Annotated in this window: 14 protein-coding genes; 8 read left to right on the forward strand and 6 right to left on the reverse strand. The window is 61.8% G+C overall.

All coding sequences use genetic code 11. The features are described 5' to 3' along the window. Positions 1-149: 149 nt before the first annotated feature. A complete protein-coding gene (locus tag D3I60_RS03475) occupies positions 150-1,046 on the forward strand; it encodes a LysR family transcriptional regulator (protein WP_262774759.1) in 897 nt (298 codons plus the stop codon). Between the two features lie 51 nt (positions 1,047-1,097). Here D3I60_RS03475 and D3I60_RS03480 read toward each other — a convergent pair whose 3' ends face one another. From D3I60_RS03480 to D3I60_RS03495, 4 genes are all read right to left on the reverse strand, one after another. Further along, positions 1,098-2,501: an aldehyde dehydrogenase family protein gene (locus D3I60_RS03480; RefSeq protein WP_262774809.1), complete on the reverse strand. Its 1,404-nt coding sequence runs from the start codon at positions 2,499-2,501 to the stop codon at positions 1,098-1,100. A 124-nt stretch (positions 2,502-2,625) separates the two neighbouring features. Then, positions 2,626-4,017 carry an APC family permease gene (locus D3I60_RS03485; RefSeq protein ID WP_262774810.1) on the reverse strand — a complete coding sequence of 464 codons (1,392 nt, stop codon included), beginning with the start codon at positions 4,015-4,017 and terminating at the stop codon, positions 2,626-2,628. Between the two features lie 292 nt (positions 4,018-4,309). Continuing rightward, positions 4,310-5,272, reverse strand: coding sequence for a helix-turn-helix domain-containing protein (locus D3I60_RS03490; protein WP_262774760.1), 963 nt, complete (start codon positions 5,270-5,272; stop codon positions 4,310-4,312). 169 nt (positions 5,273-5,441) lie between these two features. Further along, entirely contained in the window at positions 5,442-6,038 is a 597-nt protein-coding gene (locus D3I60_RS03495) for a TetR/AcrR family transcriptional regulator (protein ID WP_262774761.1), read from the reverse strand. A 98-nt stretch (positions 6,039-6,136) separates the two neighbouring features. Between D3I60_RS03495 and D3I60_RS03500 the strand changes: the two genes are divergently transcribed. Next, the gene (locus tag D3I60_RS03500; protein WP_262774762.1) at positions 6,137-8,074 is read left to right on the forward strand and encodes a primary-amine oxidase; all 1,938 of its coding nucleotides are present in this window, start codon (positions 6,137-6,139) and stop codon (positions 8,072-8,074) included. Continuing rightward, positions 8,074-9,747: an amidohydrolase gene (locus D3I60_RS03505; protein WP_262774763.1), complete on the forward strand. Its 1,674-nt coding sequence runs from the start codon at positions 8,074-8,076 to the stop codon at positions 9,745-9,747. Before D3I60_RS03500 ends, D3I60_RS03505 begins: the two co-directional genes overlap by 1 nt. A 20-nt stretch (positions 9,748-9,767) precedes the next feature. Here D3I60_RS03505 and D3I60_RS03510 read toward each other — a convergent pair whose 3' ends face one another. Continuing rightward, a complete protein-coding gene (locus D3I60_RS03510) occupies positions 9,768-10,067 on the reverse strand; it encodes a muconolactone Delta-isomerase family protein (RefSeq protein WP_262774764.1) in 300 nt (99 codons plus the stop codon). An 84-nt stretch (positions 10,068-10,151) separates the two neighbouring features. Further along, positions 10,152-11,705, reverse strand: a complete 1,554-nt coding sequence (locus tag D3I60_RS03515; protein ID WP_262774765.1) for an SLC13 family permease — start codon at positions 11,703-11,705, stop codon at positions 10,152-10,154. 219 nt (positions 11,706-11,924) lie between these two features. Here D3I60_RS03515 and D3I60_RS03520 point away from each other — a divergent pair, with 219 nt between their 5' ends. From D3I60_RS03520 to D3I60_RS03540, 5 genes are all read left to right on the forward strand, one after another. Beyond that, on the forward strand, positions 11,925-12,848 hold the full coding sequence (locus D3I60_RS03520) for a LysR substrate-binding domain-containing protein (protein ID WP_262774766.1): 924 nt from the start codon (positions 11,925-11,927) through the stop codon (positions 12,846-12,848). After that, positions 12,845-13,948: a mandelate racemase/muconate lactonizing enzyme family protein gene (locus tag D3I60_RS03525; RefSeq protein WP_262774767.1), complete on the forward strand. Its 1,104-nt coding sequence runs from the start codon at positions 12,845-12,847 to the stop codon at positions 13,946-13,948. The genes D3I60_RS03520 and D3I60_RS03525 overlap by 4 nt, the downstream gene beginning before the upstream one ends. A gap of 121 nt (positions 13,949-14,069) precedes the next feature. Continuing rightward, positions 14,070-15,707, forward strand: a complete 1,638-nt coding sequence (locus D3I60_RS03530) for a GMC family oxidoreductase (protein ID WP_262774768.1) — start codon at positions 14,070-14,072, stop codon at positions 15,705-15,707. Positions 15,708-15,794: 87 nt separating this feature from the next. Then, positions 15,795-16,511: an IclR family transcriptional regulator gene (locus tag D3I60_RS03535; RefSeq protein WP_262774769.1), complete on the forward strand. Its 717-nt coding sequence runs from the start codon at positions 15,795-15,797 to the stop codon at positions 16,509-16,511. A 181-nt stretch (positions 16,512-16,692) separates the two neighbouring features. Then, positions 16,693-17,919 (forward strand): styrene monooxygenase/indole monooxygenase family protein, encoded by a 1,227-nt coding sequence (locus D3I60_RS03540; protein WP_262774770.1) that lies wholly within the window; start codon positions 16,693-16,695, stop codon positions 17,917-17,919. The last annotated feature ends 7 nt before the right edge of the window (positions 17,920-17,926 follow it).

The following is a 17,926-nucleotide window of genomic DNA, read 5'->3' on the forward strand; positions in this document are numbered from 1 at the left end:
GGGGGTGGCTGTGGTTTCGGCAGTCATGGGCGTCTCCTTGGGCAATGAGTTCGTCTTCAACAGTGCCATCGGAATTACTCAGAGTCCAAGAGGTAATATCAAGGTGATTAAGTGAAAATTTTTATCAATCCTGGCAATGGGGACATGACATGGAGTTCAGGCAGGTCACAGCGTTCCTCGCCGTCGCCGAGGAGCTGCATTTCGGGCGGGCCGCGGAACGTCTGCACATCGCGCAGCCCGCGCTCAGCCAGATGATCCGCGCGCTCGAACGCGACCTCGACGTCGATCTGTTCGAGCGGACGACACGGCGGGTCCGACTGACGCCGGCGGGTGAGGCGCTGCTCGAACCCGCTGCCGCGATCGGGACTCAGATGGACGGTGCCCGGCGCATTGCTCAGGCCGCTCAACAGGGTCTGGCGGGGCGGGTACGCATCGGATTCGGCGGCACGAGCGGCTACTCTATCCTCTCCAGGCTGGCCCGCGAGGTCGGTGAGCGGCACCCGGGCATCAACCTCGACCTGCAGCCGCAGATGTACTGCGGGGAGGCTGCGATCGCGCTGCGCGACGGGGAGACGGATCTCGCGATCATCAGCCCGCCGGTGCCGGCCGGTGTCGAGGTCCACGTCATCCGGCAGGAGAGCGTCATGATCGCCATGCCCTCGGGGCATGAGCTGGCCGAGCGTGAGTCGGTGAACATGGGCGAACTCGCCGGTCAGCCGTTCATCTCCTATGCCCCATCGCACGGGTCGCAGGTCAGAGAGGTGATGATGCGGCTGGCCGATGACGCCGGTTTCCTGCCGCAGGTCGTCCAGGAGGCACCCGATCCCTACAGTCTTCTGGCGCTCGTCGGCGCGCAGGTCGGCATGGCTGTCGTCGTCGAGTCCTCGGATCACATCCGCATCGACGGAGTGCGCTATGTCCGCCTCGCCGAGGGCGGGGATTCGTTTACGCTCGCCCTCGGCTGGCGCCGGAACAACCCGTCCGAAGCACTGGCCCAGGTACTCGACATCGTCCGCACCCTCTTCCCCTCCCCTATTACTACCTGACGGGGGCCCAGCAACCTGGCGCCAGGTTGCTGGGCCGCCTTCAGGTAGTAATTACCAGGAGATGACTTGGGGGACGCTCACGTGCTTGAGGCCCTCGAGACCGAATTCGAGACCGAAACCGGACTTCTTCACCCCACCGAATGGCACGCGGGGGTCGACGGCGCCGTGTTTGTTGATCCACGTGGTTCCCGCCTCGAGACGGGCCGCGACCTGTCGGCAGGCGTCGAGGTCGGTGCCCCACACCGAAGATCCGAGGCCGACTTCGAGCTCGTTGGCCCATTCGATGGCCTGGTCGAGGTCGGTGTACTTGATGATCGGCAGCACGGGCCCGAACTGCTCCTCGGCCACGAGCGGGTTGTTGTTGTCGATGTCAGCGACGAGGGTCGTCGGGTAGAAGTAGCCGGGCTGATCGGCGACGGGGTCACCGCCCATGAGCACCCGCGCTCCCCCGTCCTTAGCTGCGTCGACGAGACGCGCGACGATGTCATACTGCTGCTTGTTCTGCAACGGCCCCAGCACGTTCTCCTCTTCCAGCCCCACACCCATCGGGGACTGTCCGGCCACCTCGACGAGGGCCTGGCACACCTGGTCGTAGAGCGATTCGGGGACGTAGAGCCGCTTCATCGCAGCGCAGGTCTGCCCGGTATTGATGAACGCGCCCCAGAACAGATCTCCCGCGATTTGGGCCGGATCGGCGTCTTCGAGGACGATGCCTGCATCGTTGCCGCCGAGCTCAAGGGTGATGCGGGCGAGGTTGTCCGCGGCCGTGCGCATGATCGCCTGCCCGGTCGTCGTCGATCCGGTGAACATGATCTTGTCGACATCTGCGTGGCTGGTCAGTGCCGCGCCCACAGAACCATCACCGGGTACGACGGAGAGCACATCGGCCGGCAGCACCTGGTTGACCACAGCCACGAGCGCCTGCACGGACAGCGGTGTGTACTCCGAGGGTTTGAGGACGACGGTGTTGCCCATCTTCAGCGAGGGGGCGAACTGCCAGACGGAGATCATCATCGGCCAGTTCCAGGGACCGACCGCACCGACGACGCCGACGGGCTTGTAATGGAGTTCAGCATGGGTTTCGCCGTCGTCGACGAGGGACTCGGGTTCGAGTTCGAAGGACGCGTTCGCACGCAGCCAGGCCGCGCAGGCACCGACTTCGAAGCGGGCGTTGGGGCCGTTGAGGGGTTTGCCCTGTTCGCGTGAGAGCAGCTCGGCCAGCGCCTCGGCGGAGGCTTCGATGGCGTCGGCGGCTTTGCCCAGCAGTTCGCTGCGCTCCTGAGAGCTGCGCGCTGCCCATGCAGGCTGAGCCCGGCGCGCGGCTGTCACCGCAGCGTCGATCTCTGCCGGTGTCCCTTCGTGAGTTCGGCCGACGACTTCACCGGTGGCGGGGTCGTGGATCTCACGTCCGGAGGGGTCGACGATGGCGGCGAGAATTCCAGCGGTGGTGGTCATTTCGGGGGCGGTTGCCTCGGCGGTCATGGTGCTCCTTTGATCGGTGACCGGGTGGTCGACTGCGGTTGGTGTGGTCATCTTCTGGCGGTGTGTACGGCTATTTCAGGCGGTCGGAACGCTTTCGTCATCCCAGGGAACCACCTGAACCGATTCCTGCATAGAGGTTCGGCGAGGACGAGCGGAGGACGATGGCCCAGATCGTGCCGATGAGCCCGGGGACGAGAACGATTGTCGGCAGCAGCCAGGACAGGACCGTGGTGCCCTCTGTGCCGATGAGGACATTGAAGTTGATGACGATCATGACGAAGAGGGTGAGGAGTCCGACGGCGGAGAGTCCGGGGGCGATGACTCGGGTCCACAGCGAATACTCCCCCGACTTCGTGCGCAGGAATCCGACAACGGCGAGCGCAGTCAGCGCCATGAGCAGGACGAGCCCGAAGGCCCCCATGTTCGTCAGCCAGGTGAAGAGCGTGACGACGGGGAACAGCGGGTCATCGTTGCCGGAGCCGACCACGGCGAAGACGAGGATGATGACAAGCGCCAGCCCTGATTGAGTCAGCGACCCAGCAATCGGGGCACCCGTACGCTTCGAGGTTCTGGCCAGCGACGACGGCAGAACCCGATCACGACCGAGGGCGAAGACGTAGCGGGCGACGATGTTGTGGAAAGCCACGAGCGCGGCCAGCAGCGAAGTGAGGAACAGCAGGTTGCCGAGGTCGACGAACCACACCGGGGCGTGCTCGCCGAGGAAGACGAACATGAGGTCGGGCCCGAATTCCTGGGACCGGCCGATGACCTTCGAGGCCCCTTCGCCGACCACCATCGCCCAGGCTGAGAACGCGTAGAACACCGCGATGATGCTCACGGCGATGACGGTGGCCCGACCTGCCGTGCGACGAGGGTCTTTGACCTCCTCGTTGTAGATGGCCCCGGATTCGAAACCCATGAAAGCCGCGATCGAGAATGCCAGGGCCGCGCCGACTCCGGGGGCGAAGAGCTGGTCGAACGCGAGCCCGTCGCCGGTGATGCCTTCGGGGCTGTGCGCGAGTCCGATGATGTCGAAGACGAAGACGACGAGGAACTCCGCGCCGACGATGATGCCGAGTACCTTCGCGGAGAAGTCGACGCGCAGCACTCCCATGATGCCGACGATGACCCACGCGATCAGCGCACAGATCCACCAGGGCCAGGAGATGCCGAAGAGGGTGTCGAGGAAGGAGGAGAAGACGAAGCCGAACATTCCGGCGATGCCGATCTGCATGGCGTTGTAGGCGACGAGCGCGGTCATCGCCGCCCCCACCCCGGCGGGCTTGCCCATCCCCTTCGAGATGTAGGCGAAGAAGGCTCCCGCGTTGTGGACGTGGCGGCTCATCGCCGCATAGCCGATGGCGAAGAGGATGAGAACGATCCCAAGGACGACGAACGACAGGGGAATCCCGACCAGGCCGGTGACGGCGAAGTTGCTGGGAACTCCGCCGGCGACGACGGTCAACGGCGCCGAGGCGGCGATGATCATGAAGACGAGCGCGGGGATTCCGATGCGGCGGGCATCGAGTGCAGCCGTGGCCGCCGGTGCGTGCCCGCCGTCCGTGGAGGACCGATCGGCGGCATTGCCGCTCGGGGAACCCGGGCCGCCTTTGGCCGGGTCCGAGCTGAGAGTGCTCATGTGGTCCACCTAACAGTCAAATGTGATTACTGCCAGTGTGGGCGCCGCCTGCTCACCGCGTCTTGGCTTTGCAGGCAGAGTTCTTGACGATTCGCGCATCCGCAGGCAGGCGCGCTTCGGTTTAACCGGTGCGAAGACCGGTTCAGTCGGCGTGGGTGCTGCGGCGGTACCCGGCGGGCGGCTGGCCGACCGCGCTGCGGAACAGCCGGGAGAAGTGCGCCGGATCGCTCAGTCCCCAGCGGGCGCCGATGGCGGCTACCGGGATCTGTCGCTGTCCGGGGTCGGCGAGGTCGAGTCGACACTTCTCGATGCGGCGTCGCCGGATCTCTCCGGCAACGGTCTCCCCGGTGCCTTCGAAGATCTGGTGCAGGGTGCGCACCGAGATGAAGTGGGCGGCGGCGATGGTCGATGGGGTGAGCTGCGGGTCGGAGAGGTGGACATCGATGAAGTCGGTGATCTCAGCCCACAGTCGCTGCCGTTCGTCGATCTCGCCGCCCGCGGCAGAGAGCTCGTCTGCCATCACGGTGGTGAGCAGATCGACGACGTTGCCGGCCAGCCGCACACCGGTCGCCCGATTGAGGTTCGGCAGCATGGCCCCGGCCTGGGAGATGACCTGAGCGACGACCGCGCCGAGCTGGTGGTCGGCTCCGATCGGGGTGGCGGTGAGTTGGCCGACGGTTCCGGCAGGCAGGTTGACCCGTGACTGCGGGAACATCATGACGTAGGACGAGAAGTCCGAATCGAAGCTGAGCGTATACGGTCGGGACGTATCGTAGATGGCCAGCGATCCGGGCGCCAAAGCCATCTCACGTCCATCCTGGATGAGCAGTCCGTGCCCGTCGAGCTGCAGCGAGACCTTGAAGTAGTTCGTTCCGGCCGCGCAGCCGTGCGCCTCCGACCGGGCTCGGGCGATCAGCTCGGGAGTGCGCAGGACGGCATGGGGATTGGCTTTGATCTGCGACATCACCACGGAGTCGTAGTCGCGCGCGCTGATGCGACCTTGGAATCCGCCTCGGCGCTGGGGTTCCGTATCGAGTGGGACGAACGAGTCCGAGACCAGGCCCTGCCAGCCGTCGAAGTCGTTCGCGGTGTCTTCAAGCAACATCGTCGTCCTTAGATCACTCGGCCCCGACCGCTTCGCCGAAGGCCCGTTGTCCGGTCACTCTATCCCCAACCGTCGCGCCAGTCACGACCCCGAGCAAGATTACCGACCATTTGGTCACCCAGCTCCGGCAAGGCTCCCTCTGCCCACGGTTCGCCCCGGCTCCACCGGATCAGTTCGACCGGACGAGTCGGGCGATGACGTAGTCGAGCTGGGCCCGAAAGCCGGCGAAATCGAATCCGCGCCCGCCGATGATCGCCGTGGTCTGCGCTCCGAGCAGATATGTCAGGAGCACTTCGGCCTCGGATTCGATATCGACCTCGGCACGCAGACGACCGTCGGCGTCGGCCTCGCCGAGCCAGGAGACTATCCATGCTCGCCAGAGCTCCATGGTCTCTGCGGTCGCGCGGGCGTGTTCGGGGTTCTGGGCCACTTCGGCGAGATAGGACAGGACGACGCGGGCTTCGTCATGCAGCGCGGGGGTCACCGGGAGCACCTCGTGCGCGAAAGCGCGCAGAGCGTCGAGCCCACGCAGGCCCGTCGTCGATGTCGCGACCCGAGCGTTCGTGGCCTCGAAGACGTACAGGTAGGTGGCCGCCAGCAAGTCCGCCTTCGAACCGAAATACGTTTTGACGACCCCGTTGGCGAACCCGGCCTCGGTCGCGATATCGCGCATCGTTGCCCCGCCGAGGCCCTGCCGGACGATCAGGCGCAGCGTCGCCTGCACGAGGTCCAGTCGTCGCTGGTCGTAGTCGACGATCTTGGGCATGGCTCCTCCACAGCGGTGCAGATCGGGTCTTGACTTTATTTCCTACAAGTGTAGCGTTTAGCGTGACTCAGCACACACCCAGATTGCAAAGGTGCACAATGTCCTGCCATTCCTCCGTTCCCGTCGCCGAGGCGACCACCGCCACCCCCTTCACCCTGCCGACCGAGGCCGAGATCTCGACCGTCACCGCGGTGCTGCGCGTGGCCGGGCATTTCCCCGATACCGCGCGCATGGCCTACGTCGGCCTGCTCGATCCCGTGCGCGGCACGAAGCGGACCGCCGCCGAGGCGGATCGTCGTTTCCGTGCCTTCATCCTCGACAAATCCGCCGGCACTGCCCGCGATATCGTCGTTTCGGCCACCCGCGAGTCGGTCGATTCGGTCACCGAGGTGGACTCCACCCAAGAGGGCGAGTTCCCCGTCATGGAAGAGGAGTTCGAGGTCGTCGAAGAGGTCCTCGCCGCCGATCCGACGTGGCTGGCGAGCCTGGAGAAGCGCGGGCTGTCCGTCGCAGAGGTCCGGGTGGCGCCGTTGTCGGCCGGGGTCTTCGAATACCCGGAGGAGAAGGGACGGAGGATCCTGCGCGGACTGGCGTTCCACCAGCAACATGAGTCGGACTCGGCGTGGGCGCACCCGATCGACGGACTCGTCGCCTATGTCGACGTCACGAACAGAACCGTTGACCAGGTCCTCGACCTCGAGAACGTTCCGGTGCCGGCCGAGCACGGGAACTACACGGATCCGGACCTGACCGGACCCGTGCGAACCACGCAGAAGCCGATCTCGATCACGCAGCCGGAGGGGCCGAGCTTCACGGTCACCGAGGGCAACCACATCGAGTGGGAGAAGTGGTCGTTCGATGTCGGCTTCGATATGCGTGAGGGCCTCGTCCTGCACAACATCGCCTTCGACGACGGTGAGCGCCGTCGCACGATCCTCGATCGGGCGGCCATCGCCGAGATGGTCGTTCCCTATGGTGACCCCTCACCGGTGCGGTCGTGGCAGAACTATTTCGACACCGGCGAATACCTCGTCGGGCAATGGGCGAATTCGCTCGAGCTCGGGTGTGACTGCCTCGGCGATATCACCTATCTGTCGCCGTGGGTGGCGAACAACCTCGGCGAACCTCGGCAGATCAAGAACGGCATCTGCATGCACGAGGAGGACGCGTCGATCCTGGCCAAACATTCGGACCTGTGGTCGGGTGTCGCCTACACTCGGCGCAATCGTCGCTTCGTCGTCTCGTTCTTCACCACGGTCGGCAATTATGACTACGGGTTCTATTGGTACCTCTACCTCGACGGCACGATCGAGTTCGAGGCCAAGGCCACCGGTGTCGTCTTCACCTCGGCGCTGCCGAGCGGGTCGACGGATTTCGCCTCGGAGATCGCGCCGGGACTCGGTGCCCCATTCCACCAGCATCTCTTCGGAGCCCGACTCGACTTCGCCCTCGACGGCGGCAAGTGCCGAGTCGAGGAGGAGGACGTGGTTCGCCTGCCGGTCTCGCAGGACAACCCGCGCGGCAATGCCTTCAGCCGGTCCCGGACCGTTCTGGCCACCGAACTGGCTGCGCAGCGGGATGCGGATCAGTCGAAGGCGCGGACGTGGGTGGTGACGAACCCGGAGTCGACCAACCGCCTCGGCGAACCGGTCGGGTACAAACTGCACCCGATGGGCCTGCCGACGCTGCTCGCAGCCGAGGACTCGTCGATTCATCGCCGTGCCACGTTCGCGTCGAAGTCCCTGTGGGTCTCGCAGTATCGGGAGGACGAGCGGTACCCGACCGGGGATTTCCCGAACCAGCATCCCGGTCACGCGGGGCTGCCAGCGTGGACGGCGGCCGATCGTAGCGTCGACGGGGAGGACATCGTAGTCTGGCACAGCTTCGGCCTCACCCACTTCCCGCGGGTAGAGGACTGGCCGATCATGCCCGTCGACACCGTCGGCTTCAAGCTGCGGCCCGAGGGATTCTTCGACCGCTCCCCCGTCCTCGACGTCCCCGCCCCGGAGTCCGGCTCCCCCTGCTGCGAGGAGTGATGAGCACGATGCAGGAGTACATCGTCAACAACGGTCGAATCTTCACCGGCGACTCCGAGCGCCCGTTCGTCGACGCGTTCGCTGTCAGCAATGGGAGGATCGGCGCACTCGGTTCCCTCGACGAGGTTCAGGCCTCATTGCGGGGTGAACCCGAGATGATCGATCTTGCCGGCAGCTTCGCGATGCCGGGACTCGTCGACGTCCATGCCCACCTCGGGCTCGGCGGACGACAGTTGGCCTTCGAACTGCCGGTCCTACCCCGCGACGATGTGGCTGAAATTGCGGTGAAGGTCCGGAACTGGAGTAAGAATCTGGCTCCCGGCAAGTGGGTCGTAGGCGGAATCGTCGGCTCGACAGTCATGGACGATCTCACCCACATTGATCTCGCGACGCTGGACGAAGCGGCAGACGGCCACCCAGTCCTGCTCCGTGACGACACGATGCACAACCGTTGGGTGAACTCTGCGGCTCTCGAGATCCTCAGCATCGATGAGACATCCCATGCCCCCGAGGGCGGATCCTATGTCAGGGATCGTGACGGCAGGCTCAACGGCGTGCTCACCGAGCTCGCGTGCGGTCCGGCGGAAGCAGCCGTCATGGACACCGTTGTCGACGTCGCGGATTTTCACGCGCAGGCCTTCACCACTGCGGTGAAGACACTGAATTCCTATGGGATCACTGCGGTACAGGAATCAGCGACGATGGACTACGCCCTGCGCACCCTCCACGACATCGACGAGGCAGGGGAACTCACCGCGCATGTGGTCGCATCGATGCCCTCGCGGCCTTTCCTCGAGGAGGGGATTAACGGCGAAAAACTCTACGATGTCAGAGAACAGAACCACTCCAACCACGTGCATCCGACCTTTGCGAAGTATATCCTCGACGGTGTGCCGATGACTCGGACAGCGGCCCTGATCCACCAATACAGGTGCAATCACCCCGGCGACGATCCGAATTTCACAGGCAAACCGCTCTGGGACGCCGACGAGCTCACTTCCTCACTTCTCGCACTCGTTGATCGCGGACTCAATGCGAAACTCCATGCCACCGGCGATGGCGCAGTGCGGATGATCCTCGACGCAGTTGAAGAGGTACGCAAGCGGCGGGGATGGAAGGCAAGATTCCACATCGCTCACGTCGAGTTCGTCCATGACGATGACTTGAATCGATTCACCGAACTCGGCGTTGTCCCTGACGCATCACCGTACCTATGGTTCCCGTCAGTGATGCAGGAGTCTATGAAGAAGCAGGTACCAGCGGAGACGTTTGACCGTTCATGGCCGCTTCGGCGGCTGGTGGAGTCAGGAGCGACTGTCTCTGGTGGATCAGACTGGCCTTGCGCAGCACCGACGCCAGACCCTTGGACCGGCCTGGCCACCTTGGTCACTCGTGCAAACCCGGACCCGACTGTGACTGGCCAGCTCAACTCGGATGAGGCGCTCACGATCGATCAGGCCATTGCCGCATTTACTCGAAACCCGGCAGAGGCCATGAGCTTGGGAGACGAGACCGGAATGCTGCGATCCGGGATGTCCGCAGATTTCATCGTCCTCGACCGCAACCTCTTCACAGTCGATCCTGCAACAATCCACGAAACGACAGTCTGCCGAACTTACTTCGAGGGCAGACTTGTCTACGAGGCGGACGGCTGGAGCCGGGAGAGACTCTGAAACTAGAGGTCGGACGAGATTCAGGGTTGCCGGAAAAAGTCGTCAGTGGTCGCATTAGGGTGCTGGGCCAGCGGAGTCACCTTAATAGTCATGTACGCGAACATTGGAAACCCTTGGAATACTGAGTGCAGTAAGTCAAGATCGTTGACCTCGTACATGGAGTAATTCGAATACTCTCCGACGACGCGCCATATGCCTTTCATAATTCCGCGCCGTTGCAGATCGGCGGAATACGCCTTCTCCTTAACCTGAAACTCGGATTTGGTCTCATTCGACATCGAGTCTGGAAAGACGACATCCATACGTGCCAGAAATAGCATTGAGCCTCCAAGGGGTGGGTAGATGGTCGTGTGGCTGTTGTGACTAAATATAGGCGCGACCAATGGTCTACACGACACCTTTGATTAAAGGGTGACCCCAAAGACCACAGGAACCAAGGTATACATGACGATCATGATGAGGACCAGAGAAATCAGATTCAGCCACACCCCCGCTCGAGTCATCTGCTTGATTGTGATTTCACCTGAGCTGAAGGCCACCGCATTCGATGGTGTGGCGACCGGCAGCATGTAGGCAGAGCAGACAGCCAGAGTGACCGCGATCGTCATGAACAGCGGATCGATTCCGACCCCCACAGCAACGGCCCCGAAAATCGGCAGGAAGGCTGCTGCTGTGGCGGTGTTCGAAGTCATCTCCGTCAGCACCAGGCCAACAACAATTACAGCTACGATGATTACCCACGAAGGCATCCCTGTAAGGCCGGAAACCTGCTCACCGATCCATTTCGAGAACCCGGTAGCTGTGAACGTAGATGACAGCGACAGCCCACCACCGAATAGCAGCAACAGGCCCCACGGGACCTCCTTAGCAGCCGACCAGCGCAGCAGTGGTGCTCCGGCAGCATCGTCAGCTCTGCGCCTAGCTGGAACGAGGAAGCAAGCAATTGCTGCGGCCACGGCGACTTGCGCATCGTCGATCATACTCAGAAAGGCCAGGTGCTCTGAGACCCATGGAATCTGAGCGATGAAAGGAACTCCGACCCAGAAGAATATCGCCAGGCTGAAGATCGAAGCTACTCGCCGCTCCGATGTGGTCATTGCTCCCAGCTTCGACAGTTCTGCCCGAATTAGTTCATCGCCCCCGGGCAGTTGATTGACCTCAGGACGATAAACCAACTTAGTCAACACGAGCCATGCAATAACCAGCATCACTACGGCCCATGGAACTCCGATGAGCATCCAGGTTCCAAACTTCATGTCGAAGTCATGTGATTCCTTGAGGTATCCCTTCATCAGTGCCATAGGTGGCTGACCAATGAGAGTTGCGGTCGAGCCGATCGTCACGCCGTAGGCAACACCTAACAGCATTGAAGCAGCGAACTTTCGCCCCGCGGCCTTTTCATCGATGGAACGGACCAAATTGAGAATCGAGACTGCGATGGGAACCATAATTACGGCAGTCGCCGTGTTAGACACCCAGGCCGAGATAAACGCAGAAGCAACCATAAGACCGAGCACAATCTGAGAAGGCTTGGTACCGATCAGCCTGATGGTCAGTAGCGCAATCCGCATATGAAGATTGGACTTCTCTGTCGCTAGTCCGAGGACGACCCCGCCCATCACAAGGAAGATGACGGAGTCAGCATACGGAGCTGCAACTTCCTTCATCGTTCCCATACCGAACAGTGGGAATAGAGCCAGCGGCAAGAGAGAAGTGACCGGGATCGGTGCGGCTTCGGTCATCCACCAGATCGCCATCCACAGTGCACAACCTGCGACGGCTCGCCCCTCGAAAACAAGTGAGTCGGGAAGAATCATTGCAAGCACAAGACCGGCCGCTGGGCCCAGCGTCAGCATTAACCAGTTGCGTTTCCCTCCCGCATCCATGGAGTCCCGCTGTTCGCCGTCGGGCTTGCTCTCGGTGGCGTCGTGGGCCTGCTGCGACTTTGCTTCAGCCATCGTCCCTCCTCGGATCGTGCTTCCATCGAAAACCGGCCATCAGGTTTCCGTAACCTCAATCACTGTAGGGGCGTTAATCCAGATGCAGAAGTACATTTTTCGACCAGTTCTATATGTTTGGAGTATGAATACGGTCTCGACAGGTCTTTCACTTTGGTCGATTCCAGGATCTAGGCTGAATGACAACATCACCTCATTGGCGGTCAAAGAAGGAGAGAAATGGAGCTAAGACACCTGCGCTACTTTCTCGCGGTCGCCGAAGAACGACACTTCGGTCGCGCCGCCGAACGCCTGCACATAGCCCAGCCGCCTCTATCCAGCCAGATCAAGCAGCTGGAAATGGAGTTGGAAACGACGCTCTTCGAACGAACTACCCGCAAGGTCGAGCTCACTGGCGCTGGCGCGCTGCTCATGGAGCGTGCTAGACAGATACTTTCGGATGTCGACGCCGCTGAATTCGATGTCGCTGAAGTTGGACGCGGCGCCGCAGGGGTACTTCGCGTCGGCTTCTCCGGCACTGCGACCTACCGATTGATGCCAGAGATCGTGCGCTTGGCGCAGGCAGATATGCCCAATGTCCGTATGCAGATCTCAGGCGAAATGTTGACTCCGCAAATGGAGAGCGGGTTACTTGAGAACAGACTAGATGTCGCGATACTCAGACCTCCTGTGCAGTCCCCGGAGCTCACAATAGATGAGTTTGAGCGAACCCCATTGGTCGCAGTTCTTCCACGGGAGCACCCGCTGGTCATCTCCACCGAGCATGATCAGCCGTTGTCGATAGGGCAGTTATCGGAATGCGACCTGGTCAGCTACCCGCGAAAATCAGCGGTAGCCTCCGTCGTTTGGGAAATGTGCCGACAGTCGAGCTTCCGCCCACGGATCGTTCAAGAAGCCACTGAAACATCAACTCTCATCGCACTGGTGAGTGCGGGACTCGGCATCGCGCTGGTTCCAGGATCTGATGCGTTGCCGTTGCATGGGGCCATCGCTATTCGTCAGTTGTCGGAGCACGTTGCGATCGGTCTCGGAACTTCATGGCGCAATCCCACGCAGGCCCTTCTCTCCGCACCAAAACCCCTTTTGTCATCGTTTGCCGATCTGGTCCGTCGGGCCGCACTAAATCTCAAGGAGAGCAAGTGAAAATAATTGCGGTTGAGGCGATCCCGTATGCGATCCCTTATACGCACCCGCTGAAATTTGCTTCAGGTAGTGTGGAATCAGCCGAGCACATCCTCATTCGCATTTGGACTGAGGACGGAATCGTCGGCACAGCGGATGCTCCCCCGCGCCCCTATACCTATGGGGAGACTCAGATCTCCATCAAAAATGTCGTGGAGGAGATTTTCGCACCGCAGATAGTGGGCCTCACTGTTTTCGACCGTGGTGCAATCCACGCAATCATGCGGCGAACCATTCACAATCAGGTCGCAAAAGGCGCCGTCGACATCGCGCTTTGGGACGCGGCAGGAAAATATATGGACATGCCGGTGCACTCACTTTTGGGCGGCTGGACCTCGTCCCTAAGAGTCTCGCACATGCTAGGTTTCAAGCCGGCCGAAGAACTACTTGATGAGGCGCAAAGGTTCGGCGAAGAATACGGAATCACGACGTTCAAACTGAAAGTCGGCCGTCGTCCGATCGACCTAGATATCGATGCAGTTCACGTTCTACGCGATGGATTGGACGATCATGTTGAAATCTATCTAGACGCCAATCGTGGCTGGACTGCCAACGAAGCGCTTGAAGTATTGCGTCGTACTGAAGGCACTGGTCTTACACTCCTGGAGGAGCCCTGCGATGCCAAGGAGATGATGAGTAGACGCCGACTGGTCGAGAAGGCGGCAATCCCTATAGTCGGAGACGAGTCGGTACCTACCGCGGGAGATGCTTCCCGGGAGCTACTGTCGGGGGGATGCAATGCAATCTGCATTAAGACAGCTCGATCAGGATTCACCGAAGCAACCGAGATACTAGGACTATGCACGGGGCTGGGTGTTGACGTCACCATGGGCAATCAAATCGACACCCAAGTTGGTTCACTTGCGACCGTTACGTTCGGTGCCGCTCATGAAGCAACCGCTCGGCGAGCGGCCGAACTGTCAAACTTCCTAGACATGGAAGACGACCTTCTCGCTGAACCGCTGAAGATCGTTGACGGAAGAATCTCAGCGCGGCCCGAGCCCGGCGTTGGTGCACACATCGATGAAGAGAAACTAGCAAAGTACCGGTCTGACAACTAAACGGACGCGATTTGCAACCATTATTGACGATGAGCGCGAAACGGTTCTACAGAATTGGCACTGCGCGCATCCATTCTACGTGGATCTGTTCCACGCGGACCGGCGTCACTAGCCTGAGTCCATGACAATCGAGCATGAATCAGGCACCGCAGCCTCGAACACCTCAGACCACCCGAACTCGTTTCCCGCTGAGCTCCCGAATGAGCGATTCGACTACATCGTCGTCGGTGCAGGTTCGGCTGGTTGCGTCCTCACTCGCCGCCTTCTCGACGCTGGAAAGAAGGTCTGCCTCGTCGAAGCCGGCGGAGACGAGACCAATCCGAACATCGACCATCTCAACAACCTCGGACTGATCTGGCATTCTCAGCAGGACTGGGACTACTACACTCCCCCGCAGCCGGCGGCGATGAACCGCCGCATCCACCTCCCCCGCGGTAAGGTCCTCGGCGGGTCGAATGCCCTCAACGCCGTCATCTGGGTCCGCGGCGACGCCTGGGACTACGAACAGTGGGTCGAAGCCGGGTGTCCGGGATGGTCCTGGGACGAGGTCTGGCCGGTCTTCGCCGCAATCGAGAACTTCGACGGCGAGATCACGGACAACCGCGGCACCGACGGTCCGATGGATGTGCGCGTCGACTACGCGCGCAACCCGCTGCAGGAGGACATGTTCACGGCCGCCACACAGACCGGCGTGCTCGTCAATGACGACTACAACTCCGGCACCGTCGAAGGCATCGGAAAGATCCAGCTCAACGTTCGCGACGGCAAACGACTGAACACATGGCGCGCCTACCTCAAGCCCCGCCTCGGCGAGAAGAACCTCACGATTCTCACCTCCGCGCACGCCCGTCGGCTTCTCCTCGACGGGACCTCAGTCACCGGACTCGAGATTGATTTCCGCGGCCGCGTCGGTACCCTGTCCGCCGACGAAGTCGTCCTCTCCGCAGGTGCGCTGGCCTCTCCCGAGCTGCTTCTGCGATCGGGCATCGGTCCCGCCGAGGAGCTTGCCGAGGTCGGAATCGACTCCGTGGTCGATCTGCCGGGCGTCGGCAAGAATCTCCAGGATCATTGGCTCTCGCCGGTCATCTTCTCCACCGGCGATCGGGAGGTGCCGATGGGAGAGGTGGCTCCGGCAGAAGTTCACTTCTTTGCGAAATCCCGACCGGATCTGCCGGTCCCCGACACCCAACCGTTGTTCTTCTCCGTGCCGATGTATGCCCAGGACGCCGCCCCTGCCGCGCAGACCGGACCAGGTCCCGGCGGAGCCTTCACTCTGCAGGGCGGTTTGGTTCGTCCGGAAAGTCGAGGCGAGGTGCGGCTCAGTGGGCCGAATCCGCAGGATCCGCTCATCGTCGATCCGCAGGTGCTCTCGGCACAGGCCGATGTCGACGCCCTCATCGCCTCGGTGAGGCAATGCCGTGAGATCGGGCGAGCCGAGGCGCTGTCGTCGTGGCAACCCACCGAGATCTACCCCGGCCCGGATGTGGCCGACGAGGACCTCGAAGACTACGTCCGCGGGTCGGTCGTGACCTATCATCACCAAGCTGGGACCTGCCGGATGGGAACGGACGCCGAGGCGGTCGTCGACCCGGCCACGTTCGAGGTCCGGGGCGTGAGCCGGCTGCGGTTGGCCGATGCGTCGATAATGCCGCTCGTGCCGACCGGAAATACGAATGCTCCGACGATCATGATCGCCGAACGCGCCGCGGCCGCTCTGGTGGGCTCGCCGCCAGAGGGGATCACCGCTCCCGGGCAGTGATGTCTCGCTGAGGTTCAGAGTCCTCGCCCTCCTCTCGGTTCCGCTCGGATAGGATTGACGTTCGATACCGATGAGGAGGGCAGACGCGTGAGCAGCAAGAAATCGACTCCCGATTCGAACCTCAGCCGCGGAGTCCGATCACAGACCTTGGAGAGAGCTCTCGATACTCTCCAGCTCCTCGCAGACGGCCGGCAGCGCACGAGCAGAGAACTCGCCGAGGAGCTGGAGCTCCACCGATCCATCGTCTACCGAATCCTCCGCACTTTTGAGGACTATTCACTCGTCGCCCGCAGCCCCGACGGACGGTTCCGGATCGGACTGGGCATGACGGCTCTTGCGAAGTCCGGAATCGGCGACCTCGAAATCGCGATTGCCGACGTCCTGCAGGAGCTGTCCAACGTCACCTCAGCTACAGCTGTCTTCTGCGCACAACAACGTGATGACGCCGTCGTTCTTTCCTCTGCACGCCCTACACAGAGCCCCGCCTCAGTCGCGATTCGCGTCGGTAGCCGATTTCCCGTCGGCACCAGCGCGCCCGGTCTGGCGCTTCTCTCCCTGCAACCCCCGAATTCCGATGATGCCGACGAGGTTGCTCTGGCCCGCCAAACCGGCTACGTCCACACCAAGGGAACACCATTCATCGGCCTAGAGGCAGTAGCCTCGGCCGTGAGAATGCCCGGCGGCCAGGGGGCAAGCATTTCCCTCCTCTTCCCCCTGGGCAATGGCGATGTGCCGCTCATGGCCAACGAACTGCGCACCTACAGCGAACGCCTGACCTCGCCCTCGGACGCCTGGCAGCTCTGAAACAAGTCAGCCCGGTATCCGATTTGCGAAAAAACGAGCCCGATCTCCCGACATCGTTGTGTGCCATGCACCACATTCGGTAAATTCATTGCTCACATAGAGAGCAGATCAACACGACGTGCTCTATATGCGATCAAATATCTGACGGCCGTCGGACATCGACGTCCACCGAGAGGAACGAATGATGAAGAGCATCGGCATCATCGGCGCCGGAGTCGCCGGACTCCACCTGGGACTCCAGCTACGACAGCACGGGATTGCCACAACCATCTACACCAACCGCACACCGGACGAGGTGGCCGACGGCCGAGTGATGAACAGCGTGGCTCATATGCATGTCACTCTCGAACTGGAAGAGGATCTCGGCATCAACCACTGGACCGAGGACGAGTACTACTACACGCACCACTATCATTACAACGGCTGGGGAGAGCAGAGGACCTATCAGGGCCAGTTCGCCGCCCCGTCCCGGACGCTGGACTACAGGATCTATCTCCCTCGCCTGATGGAGGACTTCACCGACCGCGGAGGAGTCATCGAGTACCGCGATCTCGAGGTCGCCGACATCCAAGACCTCAGCGAGATCCACGACCTCGTCGTGGTGTCGACCGGCAAAGGCGAGATCGGGGCGATGTTCCCCAAGCGACCCGACAAGTCTCCTTATGATCGCCCTCAGCGGAAGCTGGCGGTCGGATTCTGGAAGGGCGTCGAACGATGCGACCCCAACGGTGTCGGGGTCAGTGTGGTCCCCGGTGTGGGTGAGCTCCTTGCAATTCCCATGTGGTCGTTCACCGGCGACGTGATGGCCCTCCTCTTCGAAAGCGTGCCCGGCGGCCCACAGGAGGTCCTGACAGACCAGCGTTACGCTGATGATCCGGCGGCCTACAAGCAGCTGACGCTGGACATTCTGAAAGAGCACCATCCGACAGTCTTCGAACGAGTCAGCCTCGAGAATTTCCGCCTCCAGTCCGATAAGGACATCCTCCAAGGTGCCTTTACGCCAGTGATGCGCGAGGACTACAGCCGCCTGCCCAATGGCAAGTTCCTGTTGGCGCTTGGAGACGTGCACCTGACGATGGACCCAGTTCAAGCTCAAGGCGCGAACTCCACAGCCTACTCCGCCCGAGTGGTCGGCGACGCGATCCTCGAGGACGATGTATTTGACGAGCGCTTCATGAAGAAGGTGGCCTCGCGGAGGTCTGAACGCCTCGAAGCAGCCAATGACTGGATCAACACAATGATCCACATTCCAACTCCGCCACAGATCCCCGCGCTCTTCAGCGCCATGGTCGACAACCAGGCACTGGTCGACGAATTCACGGAGAACTTCAATCATCCAATCCGTCAAATCGACCTACTCGCCAGCGAAGAGCGAGTCGAAGCGGCCGTCAACCGAGCATCTGCCTGAGCCTCAA

Origin of the sequence: Brevibacterium permense (assembly GCF_025506275.1) — a bacterium.
GTDB lineage: Bacteria > Actinomycetota > Actinomycetes > Actinomycetales > Brevibacteriaceae > Brevibacterium > Brevibacterium permense_A.

What these genes read in the sequence shown, in the direction of transcription:
- D3I60_RS03505 (WP_262774763.1), top strand. Translation starts at nt 8,074, where the DNA reads ATGAGCACGATGCAGGAGTACATCGTCAACAACGGTCGAATCTTCACC.
- D3I60_RS03500 (WP_262774762.1), top strand. Translation starts at nt 6,137, where the DNA reads ATGTCCTGCCATTCCTCCGTTCCCGTCGCCGAGGCGACCACCGCCACC.
- D3I60_RS03515 (WP_262774765.1), bottom strand. Translation starts at nt 11,705, where the DNA reads ATGGCTGAAGCAAAGTCGCAGCAGGCCCACGACGCCACCGAGAGCAAG.
- D3I60_RS03510 (WP_262774764.1), bottom strand. Translation starts at nt 10,067, where the DNA reads ATGCTATTTCTGGCACGTATGGATGTCGTCTTTCCAGACTCGATGTCG.
- D3I60_RS03480 (WP_262774809.1), bottom strand. Translation starts at nt 2,501, where the DNA reads ATGACCACCACCGCTGGAATTCTCGCCGCCATCGTCGACCCCTCCGGA.
- D3I60_RS03540 (WP_262774770.1), top strand. Translation starts at nt 16,693, where the DNA reads ATGATGAAGAGCATCGGCATCATCGGCGCCGGAGTCGCCGGACTCCAC.
- D3I60_RS03490 (WP_262774760.1), bottom strand. Translation starts at nt 5,272, where the DNA reads ATGTTGCTTGAAGACACCGCGAACGACTTCGACGGCTGGCAGGGCCTG.
- D3I60_RS03475 (WP_262774759.1), top strand. Translation starts at nt 150, where the DNA reads ATGGAGTTCAGGCAGGTCACAGCGTTCCTCGCCGTCGCCGAGGAGCTG.
- D3I60_RS03530 (WP_262774768.1), top strand. Translation starts at nt 14,070, where the DNA reads ATGACAATCGAGCATGAATCAGGCACCGCAGCCTCGAACACCTCAGAC.
- D3I60_RS03520 (WP_262774766.1), top strand. Translation starts at nt 11,925, where the DNA reads ATGGAGCTAAGACACCTGCGCTACTTTCTCGCGGTCGCCGAAGAACGA.
- D3I60_RS03485 (WP_262774810.1), bottom strand. Translation starts at nt 4,017, where the DNA reads ATGATCATCGCCGCCTCGGCGCCGTTGACCGTCGTCGCCGGCGGAGTT.
- D3I60_RS03495 (WP_262774761.1), bottom strand. Translation starts at nt 6,038, where the DNA reads ATGCCCAAGATCGTCGACTACGACCAGCGACGACTGGACCTCGTGCAG.